Below are 19,513 nucleotides of genomic sequence, written 5' to 3' on the forward strand. Positions count from 1 at the left end.
CGACGCTCCCCTCCGCACGACTCGCCCAGCGGACGTTGCCGCCGCAGGTGAGAATGGACCGGTGTCAGCTCTTCATTCCTACCGATTCGGTCCCACTACCGGTCCGATCGTTCTGGCCCTGCACGGCGTGACCGGTCACGGCAAACGCTGGGCGGACCTGGCCACCAACCATCTGCCCGAGGTCAGGATCATCGCGCCGGACCTGCGCGGCCACGGCCGATCGGGCGGGCTGCCGCCCTGGACCCTCGAAGCCGTCGCCGACGATCTGGCCGAGTTGCTCGTCGCCGAGGGCGGGTCGGCGGCGACGGTGGTCGGGCACTCCTTCGGCGGCGCGTCGGCGCTGTATCTGGCACATCGGCACCCGGAACTGGTCAGGCAGCTGGTGCTGCTCGATCCGGCGATCGGACTGGCCCCCGATTTCGTCGGCGACATCGCCGAGGCGCTCGTCGCCGAGCCCGACTATCCGTCCGTGGCGCGCGCCCGCGAGGACAAGCTGGCCTCGTCGTGGGCCGATGTGGCCGAGCACATCCTGGCGGCCGAGCTCACCGAGCACCTGGTGCCCACCACGCCTGGCCGGGTCGGCTGGCGGATGAGCGTGCCCGCCGTGAGCTCGTATTGGGGCCAGCTGGCGCGGCCCTACGTCCTGCCGCCGCGAGATCTGCCGACCGTGCTGGTGCAGGCGACGAAGGTGCAGCCGCCGTTCGTGACCCCCGAGTTCCGCGCCGCGCTCACCACGCATCTCGGCGCTCGACTCACCGTGCACGAATGGGAATGCGATCACATGGTGCCGCAGGAGCTTCCGGCCGAAACGGCCGCGCTGATCCGCTCGGTGCTCTGAGCCGGATGGCCACCACCGACGCCGAGGTCGAGCGGGTGCGCGCGCTGGTCGCGTCCATCCCGCCCGGCCGCGTCGCTACCTACGGCGATATCGCCGCGGCCGCGGGGCTGTCCACGCCGCGCACGGTCGGTTGGATCATGCGCACCGATGCGGCCGACCTGCCCTGGCATCGAGTGATCGGCGCGAGCGGCAGGCCCGCCGCGCACCTGGCCGAGCGCCAGCTGCGCCTGCTGGCGACCGAGGGCGCGCCGGTGCGGGACGGGCGAGTCGACCTGCGGGCGGCACGTTTTCCGTTCGCGTAGGCCGAGTCTCGGAAATACTCCCGGAGCGGGCGGCACGGCGGCTACCGTTGTTTCATGTCCACCCGCCTGGCGTGTGTCGTGTTCGACGCGGACCGGCCGCGGTTCGTCGCGAACTTCTGGGCCGAGCTGCTGGGGTGGGGCGTGACCATCGATCGTCCGGAGGAAGTGGACGTCGCGGCGCCCGACCCCGATGGCGCCGAGCTCGCCCTCACCTTCCTGCCCGCGACCCGAACGAAGAACGCCAAGAACCGCATTCACCTCGACCTGGCCAGCCGCTCGCTCGATCATCAACGCCTGCAGGTCGATCGGGCGTTGTCGCTGGGCGCGCGCCGGATCGATATCGGCCAGGGCGCGGTGCCGTGGGTGGTGCTCGCCGATCCCGAGGGCAACGAATTCTGTGTGCTGGAACCACGCGAGGAGTACGTCGACACCGGCGCGGTGGCCGCCATCGTGGTGGACACCCGGGACCCGGTGCGGCTGGCCGAATTCTGGTCCGCCGCCTCCGGCTGGCCGGTCGCCCACGGCGGCGCGCAGATCGCCGGACTGCGCTCCCCGACCGGGCTCGGTTGCTGGCTCGAGTTCGTCCGCACGCCCGAGGAGAAGTCCGGTCGCAATCTGCTGCACCTGGATCTGGCCGGCTACGACGATCAGGCCACCGAGGTGGCCCGGCTGCGCGCCGCGGGCGCCACACCCATCGCGCACACCGGCGGTGGGCTCGGCGCGGTGCCGAGTCTCACCCTCGCCGATCCGGAGACGAACGAGTTCTGTCTGCTGCGCCCGGCCCGCGACCGTTCGACCGCCTAGGTTCTCTCGCCGAGCATGGCCGGATACGGCCGCCTCCCGGCGTCACGGCGGTGACGAATTAGCATGACCGCCATGTTGTACCTTGCTCGAGGTTGTGCTTGGTGAGCGCCGCGGACGCCATCGTGCTCGCCGGCGGCCGAGCCAGCCGGATGGGCGGTGTCGACAAACCCGCGATCGTCATCGGTGGCCGCTCCATGCTCGAGGCCGCCCTGTCGGCGGTCGCCTGCTGTGGCCACACGGTGGTGGTCGGTCCGCACCGGCCCGAGCTGGCGGGCTCGATTCTGCAGGTGCGTGAGGTGCCGCCGGGGTCGGGACCGGTGTCGGCGATCGGCGCCGGACTGCGCGCGCTCGGCTCTGCCGCACCGTTCGTCGTGGTGCTCGCCGCGGACCTGCCGTTCCTGACCGCCTGGTCGATCACCGAATTGCTCAGGCACGCCGGGGAATCCGGGGCCGACGCGGTGTTCGCCGCGGACGACTCGGGGCGGCCGCAGTATCTGATCGGGGTGTGGCGGCGTGCTGCGCTCGCGGCGGCACTCGACAAGCTGGACTCCTTGATCAACCAGCCGATGAAGGCGTTGATCCCCGCCGACTCGGCGATCATCGCCCTGCCCGGCATCGCCGACTGCGATACCGACGAGCAGGTGCGCGTGGCGCGCGAATCGGTGGACCCCGCGCAGGCGACCCCGCTCACGCTGGCCGCGGCGCGCACCGAGCTGCGCACCGGTCTCACCCGACTGACCAGTTACGTCGCCGATCTGCGCGCGGTGCGCGGCGCGGCGCTGGCCGCGCCGCTGACCGCGGCCGAACCGCTGCCCCGCTTCGATGTCTCGGCGATGGACGGTTACGCGGTGGCGGGCGCGGGCCCGTGGCGGCTGCGCCGCGACATCGGGTTCGCGGGTGGCCAGCGCCCGGTCGGTCTGCTGCCCGGCGAGGCGGTCCGCATCGCCACCGGAGCGCACGTGCCCGACGGCACCACCGGCGTGGTGCGCGACGAATTCGTCGAGGTCGCCACGGACCGGTTGCGGCGGCTGCCGCACACCCCACTGCGCGACGACATCCGCCGTCGCGGCGAGGACCGCAAGCCGGGCGATCTCGTCGCGCCGCAGGGTACGCCGGTGACCGCCGCGCTGATCTCCGCGGCCGCCAGCGTGGAGGTGACCGCCGCGCCGGTGCGCGGACCGGTGCGCGCCCGCATCATCATGACCGGCGACGAGATCCGCAACAAGGGCCCGCTGCACGCCGGGCAGACCAGGGACTCGATCGGGCCGATCCTGCCGGACCTGTTGTCCTGGTACGGAATTCACGCCGTCGATCGCGTGCACCTGCGCGACACCCCGAACGGCTTCGACGAGGTGCTCGCCGCGGCGAGCGAATGCGACCTGCTGGTGATCGTCGGGGCGACCGGAGGTGGCGCGGCCGATCAACTGCGCACCGCGGTCGCTCGCGCGCAGGCCAGGGTACTGGTGCACCGCCTGCGCGTGCGGCCGGGCGGTTCCACGCTGGTCGCCGAACTGAGCTCCGGCACAACGGTTCTCGGCCTGCCGGGCAACCCGTACGCGGCCGTCGCCACCCTGCTCGCGCTCGCGCCCGCGGTGGTCGACGGCCGCACCGGCAGCACACCAGGACGCGCACAGCTCGGCCCGCTGCACAACGCGGGCGAGATCTCCGGCCCGGTCCCCCGTATCGTGCCCGCGCGGCACGCCGACGCGGGCGGCTGGCTGGGCGACCCGCACATCCGCACCGCCCATCTCGGCGGCCTGGTCGACCGCGACGGGCTGGTCGTCGTCCCGGCCGAGGCCGCCGACGGCGCGACGGTCGAATTCCTGCCGCTGCCCAGGTAGCACACGCGCGGCAAATCCGATTGCCGGTGCGGCGACCGGCTGGCAGAGTGAGCAGACATGCGGCGAAGCTTCGAGGACTTGGTGGCGGAGGCGAGCGCGGTCGAGGTGGCGGGCTGGGACTTCGGCTGGCTGGACGGACGAGCAACCGAGCAGCGGCCGTCCTGGGGCTACCAGCGGCTACTCGGCGAGCGACTCAGGAAAGTCGATGCGGCACTGGATATTCAGACCGGCGGCGGCGAGGTGCTCGCGGGCGCGGGACATATTCCGCGTCTACTGGTGGCCACCGAATCGTGGCCGCCGAACGTCACCAAAGCCACCGAGCTGCTGCATCCGCTCGGCGTCGCGCTGGTAGCGGACCCGGACGAACCACCGCTGCCCTTCGGCGACAACGCTTTCGACCTGGTGACCAGCAGGCACCCGGTCACCGTGTGGTGGCACGAGATCGCACGGGTGCTGCGGCCATCGGGTACCTATCTCGCCCAACATGTCGGCGACGCAAGCGTTTTCGAACTGGTCGAATATTTCATCGGGCGACAGACCGAGGAAATTCGGCGGCGACGCCATCCCGACGACGATCGCGCCGCGGCCGCGGCGGCCGGACTGGAAGTCGTCGATCTCCGCTACGAAAGGCTGCGCGTCGAGTTCGGCGATATCGGCGCGGTGGTCTACTTCCTCAGGAAGGTGCCGTGGATGGTGCCCGACTTCTCCGTTGACGGATACCGTGATCGACTCGTGACGATGCACGAGGAGATCGAAGAAAATGGCCCGTTCGTCGCCCACTCGACCCGATTCCTTATCGAGGCGCGCAAACCCTGACCGTCGATACACCACCGTCTACCTGGGCATTTGCCTAGGATCGCCGGTGCGACGTGCTTTTTTCACTTTCCCTTTCGGAATTGCCTGCGGCTCGCTATCGTGAGGAACGTTAGGCGAATATCAATCCCCGGAAAGGACCGAGTGGAGATGGCTGAAAAGTCGAAGAAAACGCCTAAGAAAATGCCGAGGCAGATGGATCGGCAGCAGCAGCAACAGCGCCAGGATCAGAACCAGAACCAGGGTATGAACCGAGGCGGTGCGAATTCCGAAGGCCAGCGCATGCCGAACCAGCGCCAGTCGGACAACGACCGGCGCGCCGATGATCAGCGCAGGATGGGCCACAACTAACTGATCCACACCGCGTGCCGCCGGTTCACCGTGGAACCGGCGGCCGCGGTTGTGCGCGGGCCGCCCCGCGGGTTACACGCACCCTGCGTGAAACGCTGGTGAGCCAGATATTCCGCACGATCTACTGACGGAATGCCTGTTCCCTCCACCGCGCGCGGCTACGAGTCCTTCGGCGGCACCGTCGGCCGCACCACCGCGGACTCGACCCCAGAGTGGACCTACCCGCCGACCGCGCCCGCCGGCGCACCCAACATCATCGTGGTGCTGGTCGACGACATGGGATACAGCGACATCGGCCCGTTCGGCTCCGAGATCGAGACACCGACCCTGGATCGGCTGGCCGCCAACGGGGTTCGGCTGACGAACTACCACACGACGCCGCTGTGCTCACCGTCGCGAGCCGCGCTGCTGACCGGAATCAACTCCCACCGTGCGGGTTTCGGCTTCGTCGCGAACGCCGATCCGGGCTATCCCGGCCTGCGCCTCGAACTCGCCGACGATGTGCTCACCCTGCCGGAGATCCTGCGCGAGAACGGCTATGCGACCTACGCGGTCGGCAAGTGGCATCTTGTCCGCGACGCCACGATGAACCCGGCGGCACACCGGGACTCGTGGCCGACCCAGCGCGGCTTCGACCGCTACTACGGCTCGCTGGAGGGACTCAACTCGTTCTACTACCCGAACCAGCTGGTCTCGGACAGCTCAGTGGTCGACATCGAGGAGTATCCGCCGGGGTACTACCTCACCGATGATCTCACCGACAAGGCGATCTCTTATCTGAAGGACCTGCGCGCCCACGACGCCGCCAAACCGTTCTTCCTCTACTTCGCCCATGTCGCCATGCACGGCCCGCTCCAGGCCAAGCCCGCGGATCTGGCCAAGTATCGGGGCCGCTACGCCGCGGGCTGGGACGAGCTGCGCAGGCGCAGGTTCGCCACCCAGTTGGCACAGGGCCTGTTTCCGCCGGGCACGCAACAGAAGCCGCGCAATACCGAGCCGGGTTACGAAGCCGCGGAATGGGATTCGCTGAGCCCAGCGCAGCAGCGCCGGTTCGCCCGGTACATGGAGGTGTACGCGGGGATGGTCGACAGCATCGACCAGAGCCTCGGCCGCATTCTCGACACCGTCGAGCAGTTCGGCGAGCTCGACAACACCATCGTGGTGTTCACCTCGGACAACGGCGGCACCGCCGAGGGTGGACCGGAGGGCACCCGCACCTACTTCGCCGAATTCGCCCGCATCGACGATCCGGATTGGATCGGCGACGTGCCGCACGACGAGGAATTGATCGGCACCGCGCGTCTCGGGGTGCATTATCCGCGCGGCTGGGGGCAGGCGTCGAACACCCCGTTCCGTTTCTACAAGGGACAGACCTTCGCGGGCGGCGTACGGGTGCCGCTGCTGGTGTCCTGGCCGCGCGGACTACCGCGCGGCGCGGACGACAGTGGTATCCGGCACGAATACGCCTACGTCACCGATCTCGCACCGACCCTGCTGGAGCTCGCCGGACTGCACCGGCCGAGCGTGCGTAACGGGTTGCCCGCCAAGGGCTTCGACGGCGTATCGGCCGCCGAGCTGCTGCGCGACCCGCAGGCGAGGACGCGCCACACCGAGCAGTACTCCGAGATGACCGGGCATCGCGGCTTCTACCGCGACGGCTGGAAGCTGCTGTCGCTGCACGAACCCGGCGCCGACCTCGACGCCCCGAACTGGCAGCTGTTCGATGTCCGCGCCGATCCGACCGAGCTGCACGATCTTTCGGCGCGCTACCCGGACAAAGCGGCCGAACTCGCCGCCGCCTGGGACGAATCCGCCTGGGCCAATACCGTTTTCCCGCTGCTCACCCGGCAAGACCTGGCACGCAGACGGCCCGAGGAGGCGCGGCTCGGCGAACCGGTGCGCCTGCTGCCCGGCACCCCGACGCTGGAGCGTTACCGCTCGCAGCGGCTCATCGCCTATCGCGACTTCACCATCACGGCGGAGCTGGCCGGCTACGCACCGGGCGACGAGGGAGTCCTTGTCGCGCACGGTGATCCGCTCGGCGGCTACCTGCTCTACCTCGAGGATGGCTGGCTGGTGTTCGGAGTGAACAGCTACGGCCGCTACGACTCGGTGTCCACCGGACCGCTGACCCCCGGTATCCGCCGGATCGCGGTGACCGCGACAGTACGACCACACCTACGCTGGGATTTCGACATCGAGGTCGACGGCGTTCGGGTGGCCCGCCTCCGCGATCAGGTCCAGCTGGTCGGCATGTCGCCGTGGACCGGCATATCCGTCGGCGTCGACGCGCGCGGCCCGGTCTCCTGGGAGCTGCGCGAGCGCCGCGGCCCGTTCCGCTACAGCGGCACGCTGCGCGCGGTGACCTATACGCCGGGCCCGATCCGGGTTCCCGCCGGCACCATCGAGGCCGTGGAGCGGGAAGCGGAATTCGTTGCGGAGTAACAACTGTGGCGCTTACCAGCGAGGTAATTGTCGCGCGGTGCCCGGCGTCCTACCGTCGAGGTGGCGTCGCCGCCCGGCGGCCCCGCTGAACAAGGGAACAGCTCATGCCCGCCTATGGCTTCGCCCATCTGCGTGTGCGCACGCCGCACGCCGACATCCTCGAATACCTGGAACGCATCCAGGACACGCTCGATCCGTTCCACGGCCGCTTCGTGATTCACGGCCCGCCCGCCGAGGTGGTGGAGGGCAGCTGGCCCGGCTCCATGGTGCTGCTGGAATTCCCGGACCTGGACACCGCGCGGCGCTGGTATCACTCGCCGGCGTATCAGGAGATCCTGCCGCTGCGCGCCGACCACATCGAGGGCGATCTGCTGCTGATCGCGGGCGTCGGGCCGAATTACGATCCGCGCGAGCGGGCGGCGAAACTGCGGCCGGAGACCCCGACGGCCTGAACTCGGCGCCGGTATCGCGCCCACGCCCGGCATCGAGGCGAATTTTCCGGGGCAGCGCGCTTCCGATACCGTTGACCAGGCAGAACCTGGTGAGACGCGGTAAAGGACGGGCTTGATGGACGACAGTTCGCTGATCTGGGACGACGGTGCGCTGGTCACCATCGACCAGCGTGGGCTGCCGCACGAGGTCCGGGAGCTGCGGTTGCGCACCGTCGACGAGGTGATCGAGGCGATCCGGGTGCTCGCGATCCGCGGCGCGCCCGCCATCGGCATCGCGGGCGCGTTCGGCGTGGTGCTCGCCACCGCCGCGCACACCGTCGACGGCGTGGTCGATGTGCCCGCGGCGCAGGCCGATGCCGACCGCATCGCGGCCGCGCGACCGACCGCGGTGAACCTCGCGTGGGCGGTGCGTCGGGTGTGCACCGAGATCGCACGGGGCACCGACGCCGTGCTGGCCGCGACGCTCGACATGCTCGCCGAGGACGGCCGGGTCAACCGGGCTGCGGCCACCCACGCCGCCGACCTGGTGCAGCGACTCTGCCAGGATCGGCCGCTGCGCCTGCTCACCCACTGCAACACCGGACGGCTCGCGACCAGCGCGTTCGGCACCGCGATCGGCACGCTGCGGGTGCTCGCCGAGCGCGGCGCGGTGGCCGACGTCCTGGTCGACGAGACCCGGCCGCTGCTGCAGGGCGCCCGGCTCACCGCGTGGGAGCTGGCCGAGGCGGGCATCCCCCATCGGCTCACCATCGATGCCGCGGCGGCCTGGGCGATGGCCACCGGCCAGGTCGACTGTGTACTGGTCGGCGCCGACCGGGTCACCGCCAACGGGGACGTGGCGAACAAGATCGGCACCTACGGTCTCGCGCTCGCGGCCCGCCACCACGGCATCCCGTTCATCGTGGTCGCCCCGGAATCGACCAGGGATCCGAGCATGGCCACCGGCGCCGACATCGTGGTGGAGCAACGCGCGGCCGAGGAGGTCACCGGATTCGGCGGTGTGCCAACGGCTCCCGCCGGGACCGAGGTGTTCAACCCGGCCTTCGACGTGACACCCGGCGAGCTGGTGACGGCGGTGGTGACCGAACTCGGAGTGGTGCACCGCGGGACGGATCCGCGGCCGTCACCGGGCGCGGAGATCGCCGGGCTCGCCCGTGCGCTCTATCAGCGAGGCTGGATGCCGGGCACCGCGGGCAATATCTCGGTGCGAACCGAGGGCACGGCGGTGATCACCGGTAGCGGATTGTCCAAAGGTGAACTGAGCGAACACGATATGGTCACCGTCCGGGTCGAGGACTCCGCGCCGGTCTCCGCCCACGGCCGGAAACCGTCAGCGGAGACCGCGATTCACACCGCCGTGTACCGCGCCACCGCTGCACGGGCTGTGGTGCACATCCACCCGCCCTACGCCACCGCGCTGGCGACCCGCCACGGCGCACCGGACGCGATGACCGCACTGCGGCTCGCCGACTACGAACTCATCAAGGGCCTCGGCGGCGCCGATCCGGCGGCGGTCACCGTCCCGGTGTTTCCCAACTGGGCCGACGTGCCGCGCATCGGCGCCGACATCGAGCGTTACCTCACCGAGCACCCCGGCGCACCGCCGATCCTGTTCATCGCGGGCCACGGGATCACCGCGTGGGGGGACAATCTTTCCCAGGCGCGCGATCGCGCCGAATGCCTGGAAGCCCTGTGCGAGCTGGTATCCCGGACCGGCCGGACACAGGCGTTCGGTACGCGCGATGACACACTCGAGATTGGACTGACATGACCCTGCTTCAGGTGATGGCCGCCGCCAACGCGGCGGACGTGCGGGTGCGAACCACCGACGACGAGCTGATCGGCACCGAGTTGGCCGCGCACGGCATCACTTTCGGCCGCTGGCCGGTGCTGCCCGATGCCGCGACGGTGTCCTCGGACGACCTGCTGGCGCACTACACCGACAACGTGGCCGAGCTCAACGAGTCCGGGCGCTACAAGCACATCGACATCGCGCGCATCCACCCAGACGACAGCAACCCGGAGTGGCCGCAGATCGCCAAGGGCGCGCGGGAGAAGTTCCGCAACGAACACCGCCATGCCGAGGACGAGGTCCGCTACTTCGCGGCCGGGCGCGGCTGCTTCTATCTGCACCTCGGGCACGAGGTACTCGCCGTGGTATGCGAAGGCGGCGACCTGCTCTCGGTGCCTGCGGGCACCCTGCACTGGTTCGACATGGGCACCAGGCCCGACTTCATCGCCATCCGGTTCTTCGAGGAAGAAGACGGCTGGGTCGGCGACTTCACCGGCGACCGGATCAGCGAAGGGTTCCCGACCCTCGACGAGCTGCTCGCCAAGTCATGATCACGACGATCGTCGTCGACATCGAGGGAACCACCAGCCCGACCAGCTCGGTGCGCGAAGACCTCTACGGGTACACCCGAGCCCGGCTGCCCGGGTGGCTCGCCGAAAACCAGGACGGCGCAGCGGCATCCATCATCGCCGCCACGCGGAAGCTGGCAGATCGCCCGGACGCCGATACCGACGAGCTCGCGGCCGTGCTGCGCGGCTGGCTCGACTCCGACGTCAAGGCCGAGCCGCTCAAAGCCGCCCAGGGACTGATCTGCGCCGAGGGCTTCCGCGCGGGCGCGCTGCACGGTGAGTTCTTCGCCGACGTGCCCCCCGCGCTACGGGCCTGGCACGCCGCCGAGCTACGGCTGTATGTCTATTCGTCCGGATCCGTTCGCAACCAACAGGATTGGTTCACATTCGCGCGCGGCGGCGAGCTGGCGTCGCTGATCAGCGGCTTCTTCGACCTGACCACGGCGGGCGGCAAGCGCGAGGCCGCGTCGTACGAGAAGATCGCGAGCGCGATCGGCGTCGCGGCCGAGCACATCCTGTTCCTGTCCGATCATCCCGATGAGCTCGACGCCGCCGTGGCCGCGGGCTGGCAGGTGATCGGGCTGGCGCGCCCCGGCGAGCCCAATCCGCCGCGCCCGCCGCATCGCTGGGTGGACACCTTCGCCGATATCGAACCGAGCGACCGGTAGATAGCCGATCGATAACGCATTCATTTCCGTTGTCGCACTGCGCAAACAAATGGCGAATAATTCACTAGAAGCACAATTAGTTCATACCAGATAAAACTACACATATCGGGCGTTGTGACATAGCGCGAAACGCCGTCGACACGCCCGCATATGTAACGAGCGGAAATACTCAGCATTTCCACAGCATTGCCGAAAGGCCACCGAACGACGACCATCCGCCATGCGGACGAGGCCGTGAAACCGCTGCTAGACGGCGGTTTCCGCGCGAGATCCCGACGACCGCCCGCTACCGGCAGGCGGTCGTGCACGCCCGCCGTGGGGCGGCATTCGGAGAATGACTCTTGGCGACCCGCCGAAAACGTCCTTAGAGTGGGTAACGGCTACTGAATTTTCACTGGCGCAGGGAGGCGTAGTGGTTGACTCGCGCATTCGAAGTTCCGCATCGCCGGAGCAGGTTTCCGACGACGTCGGCGATATGCTTTTGCGGTTCGGGAAATACTTCCAGCGCGGCGAGATCTCCGCGGACCAGCGCACTCTGCACAAGCGCGGAGGTCGCGAGGCCGACAAGTTCTACCGGGAGCGGTGGTCGCATGACAAGGTGGTGCGGTCGACGCATGGGGTGAACTGCACGGGGTCGTGTTCGTGGAAGATCTACGTGAAAGATGGTGTGATCACGTGGGAGTCGCAGCAGACCGATTATCCCTCGGTCGGGTCGGACAAGCCGGAGTATGAGCCGCGTGGGTGTCCGCGTGGTGCGTCGTTCTCGTGGTACACGTATTCGCCTGCGCGGGTGCGTTATCCGTATGTGCGCGGGGTGTTGCTGGAGTTGTATCGGGAGGCGAAGGCTCGGCTGAAGGATCCGGTGCTGGCGTGGGGTGCGGTGGTCGAGGATCCGGTGCGGGCCGGGCGTTACAAGTCCGCTCGGGGTAAGGGTGGGTTCGTCCGTGCCGAGTGGTGGGAGGCGGCCGAGATCGCCGCTGCGGCGCATGTTTACACGATCAAGCGGTATGGTCCGGATCGGGTGGCGGGGTTCTCTCCGATTCCGGCGATGTCGATGGTCAGTCATGCGGTGGGTGCGCGGTTCATTTCGCTGCTGGGTGGTTCGATGCTGTCGTTTTATGACTGGTATGCGGATCTGCCGGTGGCGTCGCCGCAGGTGTTCGGTGATCAGACCGATGTGCCGGAGTCGGCGGATTGGTTCGATGCCGGGTATTTGATCATGTGGGGTTCGAATGTGCCGGTGACGCGGACGCCGGACGCGCATTACATGACCGAGGCGCGGTATCGGGGGCAGAAGGTGGTCGTGGTCTCGCCCGACTATGCCGACAACACCAAGTTCGCCGATGAGTGGGTGGCGGCGCGGCCGGGAACCGATGCGGCGCTTGCCATGTCGATGGGCCACGTGGTGCTGCGCGAATTCTTCGTCGACCGGGGGACGCCCCGCTTCCTCGACTACGTCAAGCGCTACACCGATCTGCCCTTCCTCGTCGAGTTGGACGAACAAGACGGGTGCCTCGTGCCCGGAAAGTTCGTGACCGCCGCCGATCTCGGCGAGCGTGGCGCAGGCAGCGAGTTCAAGACGGTGCTCCTCGACGCGGCGGCGCGTCCTGTCGTGCCCAACGGTTCGCTGGGCTATCGCTTCGGCCCGGAGGGGGCCGGCCGCTGGAACCTCGACCTCGGTGCGGTCGATCCGCTGCTGACGATGTACGACCACGCCGAGGACCACGCAACCGTGTCCCTTCCCCGCTTCGACACCGATGCTTCCGGCGTGCTGACCCGCGGGGTACCTACGAGAACCGTTGCGGGTAAACGCGTCACCACTGTGTTCGATCTGTTGCTTGCGCAGTACGGCGTCGGTCGTGACGGGCTGCCCGGGACGTGGCCGACCGGGTATGACGACGCGGCCGAGCCGTATACGCCCGCTTGGCAGGAGGCGATCACCGGTGTGCCCGCGGTGCAGGCCACCCGGATCGCCCGCGAGTTCGCCGACAACGCGATGCGTTCGGGTGGTCGCTCGATGATTTTGATGGGCGCTGGCACCAATCACTGGTTCCACTCCGATCAGATCTATCGCGCGTTCTTCACCCTGACCCTGCTGACCGGCTGCCAGGGGGTCAACGGCGGCGGGTGGGCGCACTACGTCGGGCAGGAGAAGTGCAGGCCGGTAACCGGTTGGTCGACACTGGCTTTCGGCGCGGACTGGCAACGGCCGTCACGCCAGATGCAGGGCACGGTGTTCTGGTATCTCACCAACGATCAATGGCGCTACGACCCGTTCACCGCGGCGACGTTCGCCTCCCCCTTGGCCACCGGGAAGTTCGCCGGGCGCACCGCCGCGGACAACATCGCGCTGGCAAGCAGGCTCGGCTGGATGCCGAGTTACCCGACGTTCGACCGTAATCCGCTGGATCTGGCCGACGACGCCGAGCGGGCAGGCAAGCCTGCCGCGGATTATGTGGTGGAACAGCTGAAGTCCGGCGATCTCCGGTTCGCGTGCGAGGACCCGGACGCGCCGGAGAACTTCCCGCGCTGCCTGACCGTGTGGCGATCCAATCTGCTCGGCTCCTCCGGCAAAGGCAACGAGTACTTCAATCGGCACCTGCTCGGCACCGACTCGAATCTCCAGGCCAGTGATGTGGGTGGAGTGCGTCCGCAGGAGTTGGTGTGGCGGGAGCAGGCGCCGTCGGGGAAGCTGGATCTGTTGTTGTCGTTAGATTTCCGGATGACGAGCACGACGTTGTTCTCCGATATCGTGCTGCCGGCGGCGACCTGGTATGAGAAGCATGATCTGTCCTCGACGGATATGCATCCGTTCGTGCACGCGTTCTCCCCGGCGATCTCGCCGCCGTGGGAGGCCAAGACCGACTTCGAGGCATTCCACCGGATCGCCCGAGAGGTGTCCCGCCTCTCGGAAGACCATCTCGGGGTCCGTAAAGACCTCGTTGCCGTGCCGCTGCAACATGATTCGCCGGATGCGCTGGCACAGCCGGGTGGTCGGGTGCTGGACTGGAAGGCCGGTGAGTGCGAACCGATTCCTGGTAAGACCATGCCGAAACTGGTTGTGGTGGAACGGGACTACCGCGACATCGCGGATCAGCTGGCCACCCTCGGACCACTGGTGGAAACCCTCGGGCTAACGATCAAAGGCATCACCACCTACCCCGAAGCCGAAGTCGCGTATCTGGCCGGTGTCAACGGTGTGGCGAGTTCCGGTGTCGGACAGGGGCGTCCGCGCCTGACGAAGGACACCCACGCCGCCGAGGCGATTCTCGCGTTGTCCGGGACCACGAACGGCAGGCTCGCCGTCGAAGGTTTCGCGGCGTTGGAGCGTCGGACGGGTGCGGTGTTGGTGGATTTGGCGGCGGAGCATGAGGGGAAGCGGGTGGGGTTTGCTGATACGCAGGCGCGGCCGGTGCCGGTGATCACGTCGCCGGAGTGGTCGGGCAGTGAGTCGGGTGGGCGGCGGTATTCGCCGTTCACGATCAATGTGGAGCGGGGTAAGCCGTGGCATACGTTGACGGGGCGGCAGCATTTCTATTTGGATCATGATTGGATGATCGAGTTGGGGGAGCAGTTGCCGGTGTTCCGGCCGCCGTTGGATATGTCGGCGTTGTTTCGTGAACCGCGGGTGGGTGCGGTCGGTGCGGAGGGTGTGACGGTGCGGTATTTGACGCCGCATTCGAAGTGGTCGATTCATTCGGCGTATCAGGATAATTTGCATATGTTGACGTTGTCGCGGGGTGGGCAGTCGATTTGGATGTCGGTGCCGGACGCGGCGAAGATCGGGGTGGCCGATAACGAGTGGGTGGAGGCGGTCAACCGGAACGGGGTGGTGGTCGCGCGGGTGGTGGTGTCGCATCGGATGCCCGAGGGCACGGTGTTCATGTATCACGCGCAGGATCGGGCGGTGGGGGTGCCCCGGATCGAGGATCGCGCGGAGGTCGATGACGCGCGGGGGAAGCGGGGCGGGATTCATAACGCGTTGACCCGGATCATGATCAAGCCGTCGCATTTGATCGGCGGGTATGCCCAGCAGTCGTTCGCGTTGAATTATCACGGGCCGACCGGGAATCAGCGTGATGAGGTGACCACGATTCGTCGCCGGGCCCAGGAAGTGGAGTATTAGAGATGCGTGTCATGGCCCAGTTGGCGATGGTGATGAATCTGGACAAGTGCATCGGCTGTCACACCTGCAGTGTCACCTGTAAGCAGGCGTGGACCAATCGTGGTGGCACCGAGTACATGTGGTTCAACAACGTCGAAACCCGTCCCGGGCAAGGATATCCACGCCGCTATCAGGACCAGGACCGATGGAAAGGCGGGTGGCGGCTGGACCGGCGCGGGCGGCTGCGATTGCGGTCGGGGTCCCGGTTGTCCCGGCTGCTCAACATTTTCGCCAACCCCGATCTGCCCACCGTCGCGGACTATTACGAGCCGTGGAGCTATGACTACGACACCCTGCTGTCGGCGCCGGCGATGGACACCACCCCGGTCGCGCGCCCGAAATCGGTGATCACCGGCGCCGACACCGCCATCACCTGGGGCGCGAACTGGGACGACGACCTGGGCTCGGGGCCCGAACAGATCAGCCGAGACCCCGTCCTGGCACGGCTGTCAGAACAAGTCAAACTCGAGTTCGAGCAGACGTTCATGTTCTATCTGCCGCGGATCTGTGAACACTGCCTGCACCCCGCGTGCGCGGCGGCGTGCCCGTCCGGGGCGATCTACAAACGCGCCGAGGACGGCATCGTGCTCGTCGACCAAGACAAATGCCGGGGCTGGCGGCAATGCGTCACCGCATGCCCCTACAAGAAGATCTACTTCAACCACCACACCGGCAAAGCCGAGAAATGCACCTTCTGCTACCCCCGCGTCGAAGTCGGGATCCCCACCGTGTGCTCGGAAACCTGCGTCGGACGCCTGCGCTACATCGGGGTCATGCTCTATGACGCCGACCGCGTCGGCGACGCCGCCTCGGTCACCGACGACACAGACCTCTACCCCGCCCAACTCGAGGTCTTCCTCAACCCCCACGACCCCCGCGTCATCGCCGAAGCCGAACGCGCCGGCATCTCCCCGGAATGGATCACCGCCGCCCAGGACTCCCCGGTCTACCAACTCATCGTCGACTACCAAATCGCGCTACCCCTGCACCCGGAATACCGCACCATGCCCATGGTCTGGTACGTCCCACCCCTGTCCCCCGTCGTCGACGTCCTCACCGAAACCGGACACGACGGCGAAAACCCCGCCAACCTCTTCGGCGCCATCGACGCCCTACGCATCCCCGTGCAATACCTCGCCGAACTCTTCACCGCCGGAGACACCGGCCCCGTACGCGCGGCACTACAACGCCTCGCCGGCATGCGCGCGTTCATGCGCTCGATCAACCTCGGCCAAGAACCCGACCCCGCCATCGCCCACAACATCGGACTCCCACCCGAACAAATCGAAGCCCTCTACCGACTCCTCGCCATCGCCAAATACGAACACCGCTACGTCATCCCCACCGGCGCCACCACCCAAGCCCACCAACTCGACGCCCTCGCCACCGGATGCAGCCTCGACAACACCGGCGGACCCGGCATGACCGCCTACGACACCATCAACACCAAATTCCACCGCACCGACACCAACAACGCCACACCACAAGAGAAAACGACACGGATCAACCTGCTCAACTGGGACGGCAAGAGCACCGAGGGGCTGATACCCGCCGCCGATGCCACGCTGCGGAACGGCGCCGCCCGATGACCCTGCTGAAGCCGCGTCGTCGCCCGGAACCCGTCGCGGCGATGAGCGAACGAGATCGGCACCTGGTGTGGCGACTGTCCGCGCTGCTGTTGGATTACCCGAGCACATCGATGTTGGCGATGGCCGACCAATTGTCTTGCGCCGTATCTGAATTACCACCGGTCGCCGGTGGCGGCCTGCTGCGCTTCATCGAGTATCTGCGCGGCACACCACCATTGACGCTCGCCGCCGACTATGTCGCGACGTTCGACCTGCGCCGTCGAGCCAGCATGCACCTGACCTACTACGCCTACGGCGACACCCGTAAACGCGGCATGGCACTGCTGCGCTTCAAACACGCCTACCGGCACGCGGGCGTCGAACTCGGCGACGAGGAACTGCCCGACCACCTGCCTGTGGTCCTGGAATTCGCCGCGACCATCGACCCGATCGGCGGCGAACGCCTACTCGGCGAACACGTACCGGTACTCGAACTACTGCGACTCTCCCTGGCCGACAGCGCTTCTCCCTACACCGACGTGCTCGCCGCCGTGCTGGCCACGCTGCCGCCCCCGACCACCGCGGACCGGCGACGCATCGCCGAACTGGCCGCACAGGGACCACCAGAAGAAGAGGTCGGACTCGACCCCTTCGCGGCGGACCCGTCGATGTTCGCCGACGCGGAGGGACGCCGATGAATCTGACACCGCACCTGCCGAACGCGCTGTGGCTTGCCCTGCCCTACATCGCGTTCACCTCGTTCGCGCTCGGCCACCTGTGGCGCTATCGGAACGACCAATTCGGTTGGACGACACGATCTTCCCAGATCTACGAGAGCCGCCTGCTGCGCATGGGCAGCCCGCTGTTCCACTTCGGCATGCTCGGCGTGATCGGCGGGCACGTCATGGGCCTGCTGATCCCGCAGTCGTGGACCGACGCACTCGGCATCCCCGAGTACGACTACCACCTGTGCGCCGTGCTGTGCGGCTCGGTCGCCGGGATCGCGGTACTCGCGGGCGTCGCCATCCTGCTTTACCGGCGCATTACCGTCCCGGCGGTGCGTAAAGCCACCACCGCCAACGACAAGCTGATGTACGGCCTGCTCGCCGCCGCGCTGATCACCGGGATGCTGAATACCTGGGGCAGCAACGTCTTCTGGGGTGTGTACAACTATCGCACCACCGTATCCCCTTGGTTCCGTAGCCTTTTCACCCTCGACCCACGACCTGACCTGATGGTCGGCACGCCGTGGACCTTTCAGCTGCACGCGCTCGTCGTCCTGGTGCTCATCGGCATCTGGCCCTACACCCGGCTGGTGCACGTGTTCAGCGCCCCCATCGGCTACCTGACCCGCCCCTACATCGTCTACCGCAGCAAGGCTCCGGAGGCGGGCACCAAGAGCAGCTACGCCCGCGCGTGGCGCGCACCGGTCACGCCACAGCGCTGGCGGTGAGGGCCCGCGCGCGGGCACGTCGGGTCAGGCGTTGTCGTAGGCGTGCTGGAGGGCTTTGATGTCCAGCTTGGACATGGCGCGCAGGGCGGTGCCGACGGCGATGGTCTTGGCGGGGTCCTCGCCCGACAGCAGCTTCGGCAGCGCAGTGGGGACGACCTGCCAGGACAGGCCGTAGCGATCGGTCAGCCAGCCGCAGGGTCCCGGCGCTCCCCCGTCGGTGAGTGCGTCCCACAGGCGGTCCACCTCGTCCTGCGTTTCCACGATGACCTGCAGGGAAGCCGCGTCGGTCAGCGGATGCCCCGGTCCGCCGTTCATCAGGGTGACCGCGTGCCCGTCGAGATCGAGCGTGACGACGAACGCCGAGCCGTCCGTGTTGCGGCTGATGTCGGTGACCGACGAGTTCGGCACCACCGCGGCATAGAAGGTGGCCGCTTCCTCGGCGGCGCTGTCGAACCAGAAGAAGGTGTTGACGGACATGATGTGCTCCTTACTAATCGGTGACTTGCTGTCACCCTCCGGTCGGAGCCGGAACCGCGGCATCGACGTATCTCGCCGAAAAACTTCGAAAAACTTTTCCGGGTGACCTGACCTGGACTTTCAGCACTGGGGCAGCTGATCCAGGTACGGCCGAACAGCCTGCGCCGCGGCCTCGGGATAGTCGAGGCCCGCCGCGGCGGCCACCGCCACGGCGAGTTCGGCGAACAGGTCGGCCGTGGCCCGCGCCTGCCGCAGCGGGTCGCCGATCGCCAAGATCTCCTCGACGCGCTGCCACACGCCGGGCGCGGCCCAGTCCCGCATCTTGGTGCCGCCGTGCCACACGTCGTGCCCGGCCCCGTAGTGGGCCACCGCGTGCCATTCGATCATGCTCAGCAGCAGCTCCTTGGTCTCCTGATCCCGGGACCGCACCACCCAGTGCTCACCTCGCGCCGAATACCTTGGCAGGTGCGCGATCTCGAACCAGAACTCGGCGCAGTGCGCAGCGAACTCCTGCTGGTCCGGCAGTTCCACCACCGGGCTCGCACCGGTCGCGATGGGCAGCCCCGCCGCGGTCCCGTCTCGATCGAACAGCACCTGATAGCCGCGCTGGTGCAGGTCGTCGAGCCCGTTCGCGGCGAATTCGGACAGCAGGTCCACCGGCAAGATCTGGAAGTCCGCCTTGTGCCCGCCGGCGAAGAACACCAGATGGGCCGGATTGTCATAGGGCCCGTCCAGCTCGATGTTCACCCACACCTCGCCCAGCTCCCCCACCCACCCGTCCTCCCCCACGTACAGCTCGGGCTCGGTGGTGAACACCTCGATGTCGTGGTCCGACAACGCGTCCACCGCACCGTCCCCGCGCGCCCGCGAACCCGTCCGCAGCACCACCCGCACATCCCCGCGCCCCCGCGCCCACTCCACCACCCGCACCACGAACCCGTCATCCATCAATCGATCCTCCCCCACCGTCGCAGC

At 67.8% G+C, this 19,513-nt stretch carries 17 protein-coding genes; 15 read left to right on the plus strand and 2 right to left on the minus strand.

Annotated features, from left to right (window positions below; all coding sequences use genetic code 11):
* Nucleotides 1-61 precede the first annotated feature (61 nt).
* From F5X71_RS28760 to narI, 15 genes are all read left to right on the plus strand, one after another.
* Nucleotides 62-838, plus strand: coding sequence for an alpha/beta fold hydrolase (locus F5X71_RS28760; RefSeq protein WP_167464818.1), 777 nt, complete (start codon nucleotides 62-64; stop codon nucleotides 836-838).
* A gap of 5 nt (nucleotides 839-843) precedes the next feature.
* Complete coding sequence (locus tag F5X71_RS28765) at nucleotides 844-1,140, plus strand: MGMT family protein (protein WP_167464819.1); 297 nt, start codon at nucleotides 844-846, stop codon at nucleotides 1,138-1,140.
* Between the two features lie 54 nt (nucleotides 1,141-1,194).
* Nucleotides 1,195-1,944 carry a VOC family protein gene (locus tag F5X71_RS28770; protein ID WP_167464820.1) on the plus strand — a complete coding sequence of 250 codons (750 nt, stop codon included), beginning with the start codon at nucleotides 1,195-1,197 and terminating at the stop codon, nucleotides 1,942-1,944.
* 101 nt (nucleotides 1,945-2,045) lie between these two features.
* Nucleotides 2,046-3,785, plus strand: coding sequence for an NTP transferase domain-containing protein (locus F5X71_RS28775; RefSeq protein ID WP_174817154.1), 1,740 nt, complete (start codon nucleotides 2,046-2,048; stop codon nucleotides 3,783-3,785).
* 57 nt (nucleotides 3,786-3,842) lie between these two features.
* Complete coding sequence (locus F5X71_RS28780) at nucleotides 3,843-4,601, plus strand: class I SAM-dependent methyltransferase (RefSeq protein ID WP_167464822.1); 759 nt, start codon at nucleotides 3,843-3,845, stop codon at nucleotides 4,599-4,601.
* A 147-nt stretch (nucleotides 4,602-4,748) separates the two neighbouring features.
* Nucleotides 4,749-4,949, plus strand: a complete 201-nt coding sequence (locus tag F5X71_RS28785) for a hypothetical protein (RefSeq protein WP_167464823.1) — start codon at nucleotides 4,749-4,751, stop codon at nucleotides 4,947-4,949.
* Between the two features lie 132 nt (nucleotides 4,950-5,081).
* Nucleotides 5,082-7,394, plus strand: a complete 2,313-nt coding sequence (locus F5X71_RS28790) for an arylsulfatase (RefSeq protein ID WP_167464824.1) — start codon at nucleotides 5,082-5,084, stop codon at nucleotides 7,392-7,394.
* Nucleotides 7,395-7,498: 104 nt separating this feature from the next.
* Nucleotides 7,499-7,846 (plus strand): DUF1330 domain-containing protein, encoded by a 348-nt coding sequence (locus F5X71_RS28795; protein ID WP_167464825.1) that lies wholly within the window; start codon nucleotides 7,499-7,501, stop codon nucleotides 7,844-7,846.
* Nucleotides 7,847-7,961: 115 nt separating this feature from the next.
* Entirely contained in the window at nucleotides 7,962-9,617 is a 1,656-nt protein-coding gene (gene mtnA / locus F5X71_RS28800; protein ID WP_167464826.1) for an S-methyl-5-thioribose-1-phosphate isomerase, read from the plus strand.
* Nucleotides 9,614-10,189 carry a 1,2-dihydroxy-3-keto-5-methylthiopentene dioxygenase gene (locus F5X71_RS28805; RefSeq protein WP_167464827.1) on the plus strand — a complete coding sequence of 192 codons (576 nt, stop codon included), beginning with the start codon at nucleotides 9,614-9,616 and terminating at the stop codon, nucleotides 10,187-10,189. Before mtnA ends, F5X71_RS28805 begins: the two co-directional genes overlap by 4 nt.
* Nucleotides 10,186-10,875 carry an acireductone synthase gene (gene mtnC / locus F5X71_RS28810; protein ID WP_167464828.1) on the plus strand — a complete coding sequence of 230 codons (690 nt, stop codon included), beginning with the start codon at nucleotides 10,186-10,188 and terminating at the stop codon, nucleotides 10,873-10,875. The genes F5X71_RS28805 and mtnC overlap by 4 nt, the downstream gene beginning before the upstream one ends.
* Nucleotides 10,876-11,350: 475 nt before the next feature.
* Nucleotides 11,351-15,001: a nitrate reductase subunit alpha gene (locus F5X71_RS28815; protein ID WP_238815528.1), complete on the plus strand. Its 3,651-nt coding sequence runs from the start codon at nucleotides 11,351-11,353 to the stop codon at nucleotides 14,999-15,001.
* A 2-nt stretch (nucleotides 15,002-15,003) separates the two neighbouring features.
* The gene (gene narH, locus F5X71_RS28820; RefSeq protein ID WP_167464830.1) at nucleotides 15,004-16,629 is read left to right on the plus strand and encodes a nitrate reductase subunit beta; all 1,626 of its coding nucleotides are present in this window, start codon (nucleotides 15,004-15,006) and stop codon (nucleotides 16,627-16,629) included.
* Nucleotides 16,626-17,306, plus strand: a complete 681-nt coding sequence (gene narJ / locus F5X71_RS28825) for a nitrate reductase molybdenum cofactor assembly chaperone (protein WP_167464831.1) — start codon at nucleotides 16,626-16,628, stop codon at nucleotides 17,304-17,306. The genes narH and narJ overlap by 4 nt, the downstream gene beginning before the upstream one ends.
* Nucleotides 17,303-18,061 carry a respiratory nitrate reductase subunit gamma gene (narI, locus tag F5X71_RS28830; protein ID WP_167464832.1) on the plus strand — a complete coding sequence of 253 codons (759 nt, stop codon included), beginning with the start codon at nucleotides 17,303-17,305 and terminating at the stop codon, nucleotides 18,059-18,061. Before narJ ends, narI begins: the two co-directional genes overlap by 4 nt.
* A gap of 24 nt (nucleotides 18,062-18,085) precedes the next feature.
* Here the strand turns inward: narI and F5X71_RS28835 are convergent, their stop codons facing one another.
* Together F5X71_RS28835 and F5X71_RS28840 are read right to left on the minus strand one after the other, a co-directional pair.
* Nucleotides 18,086-18,538 (minus strand): VOC family protein, encoded by a 453-nt coding sequence (locus tag F5X71_RS28835; RefSeq protein ID WP_167464833.1) that lies wholly within the window; start codon nucleotides 18,536-18,538, stop codon nucleotides 18,086-18,088.
* A gap of 120 nt (nucleotides 18,539-18,658) precedes the next feature.
* A complete protein-coding gene (locus F5X71_RS28840; RefSeq protein ID WP_167464834.1) occupies nucleotides 18,659-19,486 on the minus strand; it encodes an aminoglycoside 6-adenylyltransferase in 828 nt (275 codons plus the stop codon).
* Between the last annotated feature and the right edge of the window lie 27 nt (nucleotides 19,487-19,513).

The organism is Nocardia brasiliensis, from assembly GCF_011801125.1.
Lineage (GTDB): Bacteria > Actinomycetota > Actinomycetes > Mycobacteriales > Mycobacteriaceae > Nocardia > Nocardia brasiliensis_C.

Coding starts and splice junctions, on each gene's coding strand:
- F5X71_RS28840 (WP_167464834.1), bottom strand. CDS start 19,486: ATGGATGACGGGTTCGTGGTGCGGGTGGTGGAGTGGGCGCGGGGGCGC.
- F5X71_RS28770 (WP_167464820.1), top strand. CDS start 1,195: ATGTCCACCCGCCTGGCGTGTGTCGTGTTCGACGCGGACCGGCCGCGG.
- F5X71_RS28790 (WP_167464824.1), top strand. CDS start 5,082: ATGCCTGTTCCCTCCACCGCGCGCGGCTACGAGTCCTTCGGCGGCACC.
- F5X71_RS28805 (WP_167464827.1), top strand. CDS start 9,614: ATGACCCTGCTTCAGGTGATGGCCGCCGCCAACGCGGCGGACGTGCGG.
- mtnC (WP_167464828.1), top strand. CDS start 10,186: ATGATCACGACGATCGTCGTCGACATCGAGGGAACCACCAGCCCGACC.
- F5X71_RS28835 (WP_167464833.1), bottom strand. CDS start 18,538: ATGTCCGTCAACACCTTCTTCTGGTTCGACAGCGCCGCCGAGGAAGCG.
- narI (WP_167464832.1), top strand. CDS start 17,303: ATGAATCTGACACCGCACCTGCCGAACGCGCTGTGGCTTGCCCTGCCC.
- F5X71_RS28765 (WP_167464819.1), top strand. CDS start 844: ATGGCCACCACCGACGCCGAGGTCGAGCGGGTGCGCGCGCTGGTCGCG.
- F5X71_RS28785 (WP_167464823.1), top strand. CDS start 4,749: ATGGCTGAAAAGTCGAAGAAAACGCCTAAGAAAATGCCGAGGCAGATG.
- F5X71_RS28795 (WP_167464825.1), top strand. CDS start 7,499: ATGCCCGCCTATGGCTTCGCCCATCTGCGTGTGCGCACGCCGCACGCC.
- narJ (WP_167464831.1), top strand. CDS start 16,626: ATGACCCTGCTGAAGCCGCGTCGTCGCCCGGAACCCGTCGCGGCGATG.
- narH (WP_167464830.1), top strand. CDS start 15,004: ATGCGTGTCATGGCCCAGTTGGCGATGGTGATGAATCTGGACAAGTGC.
- F5X71_RS28780 (WP_167464822.1), top strand. CDS start 3,843: ATGCGGCGAAGCTTCGAGGACTTGGTGGCGGAGGCGAGCGCGGTCGAG.
- F5X71_RS28815 (WP_238815528.1), top strand. CDS start 11,351: ATGCTTTTGCGGTTCGGGAAATACTTCCAGCGCGGCGAGATCTCCGCG.
- mtnA (WP_167464826.1), top strand. CDS start 7,962: ATGGACGACAGTTCGCTGATCTGGGACGACGGTGCGCTGGTCACCATC.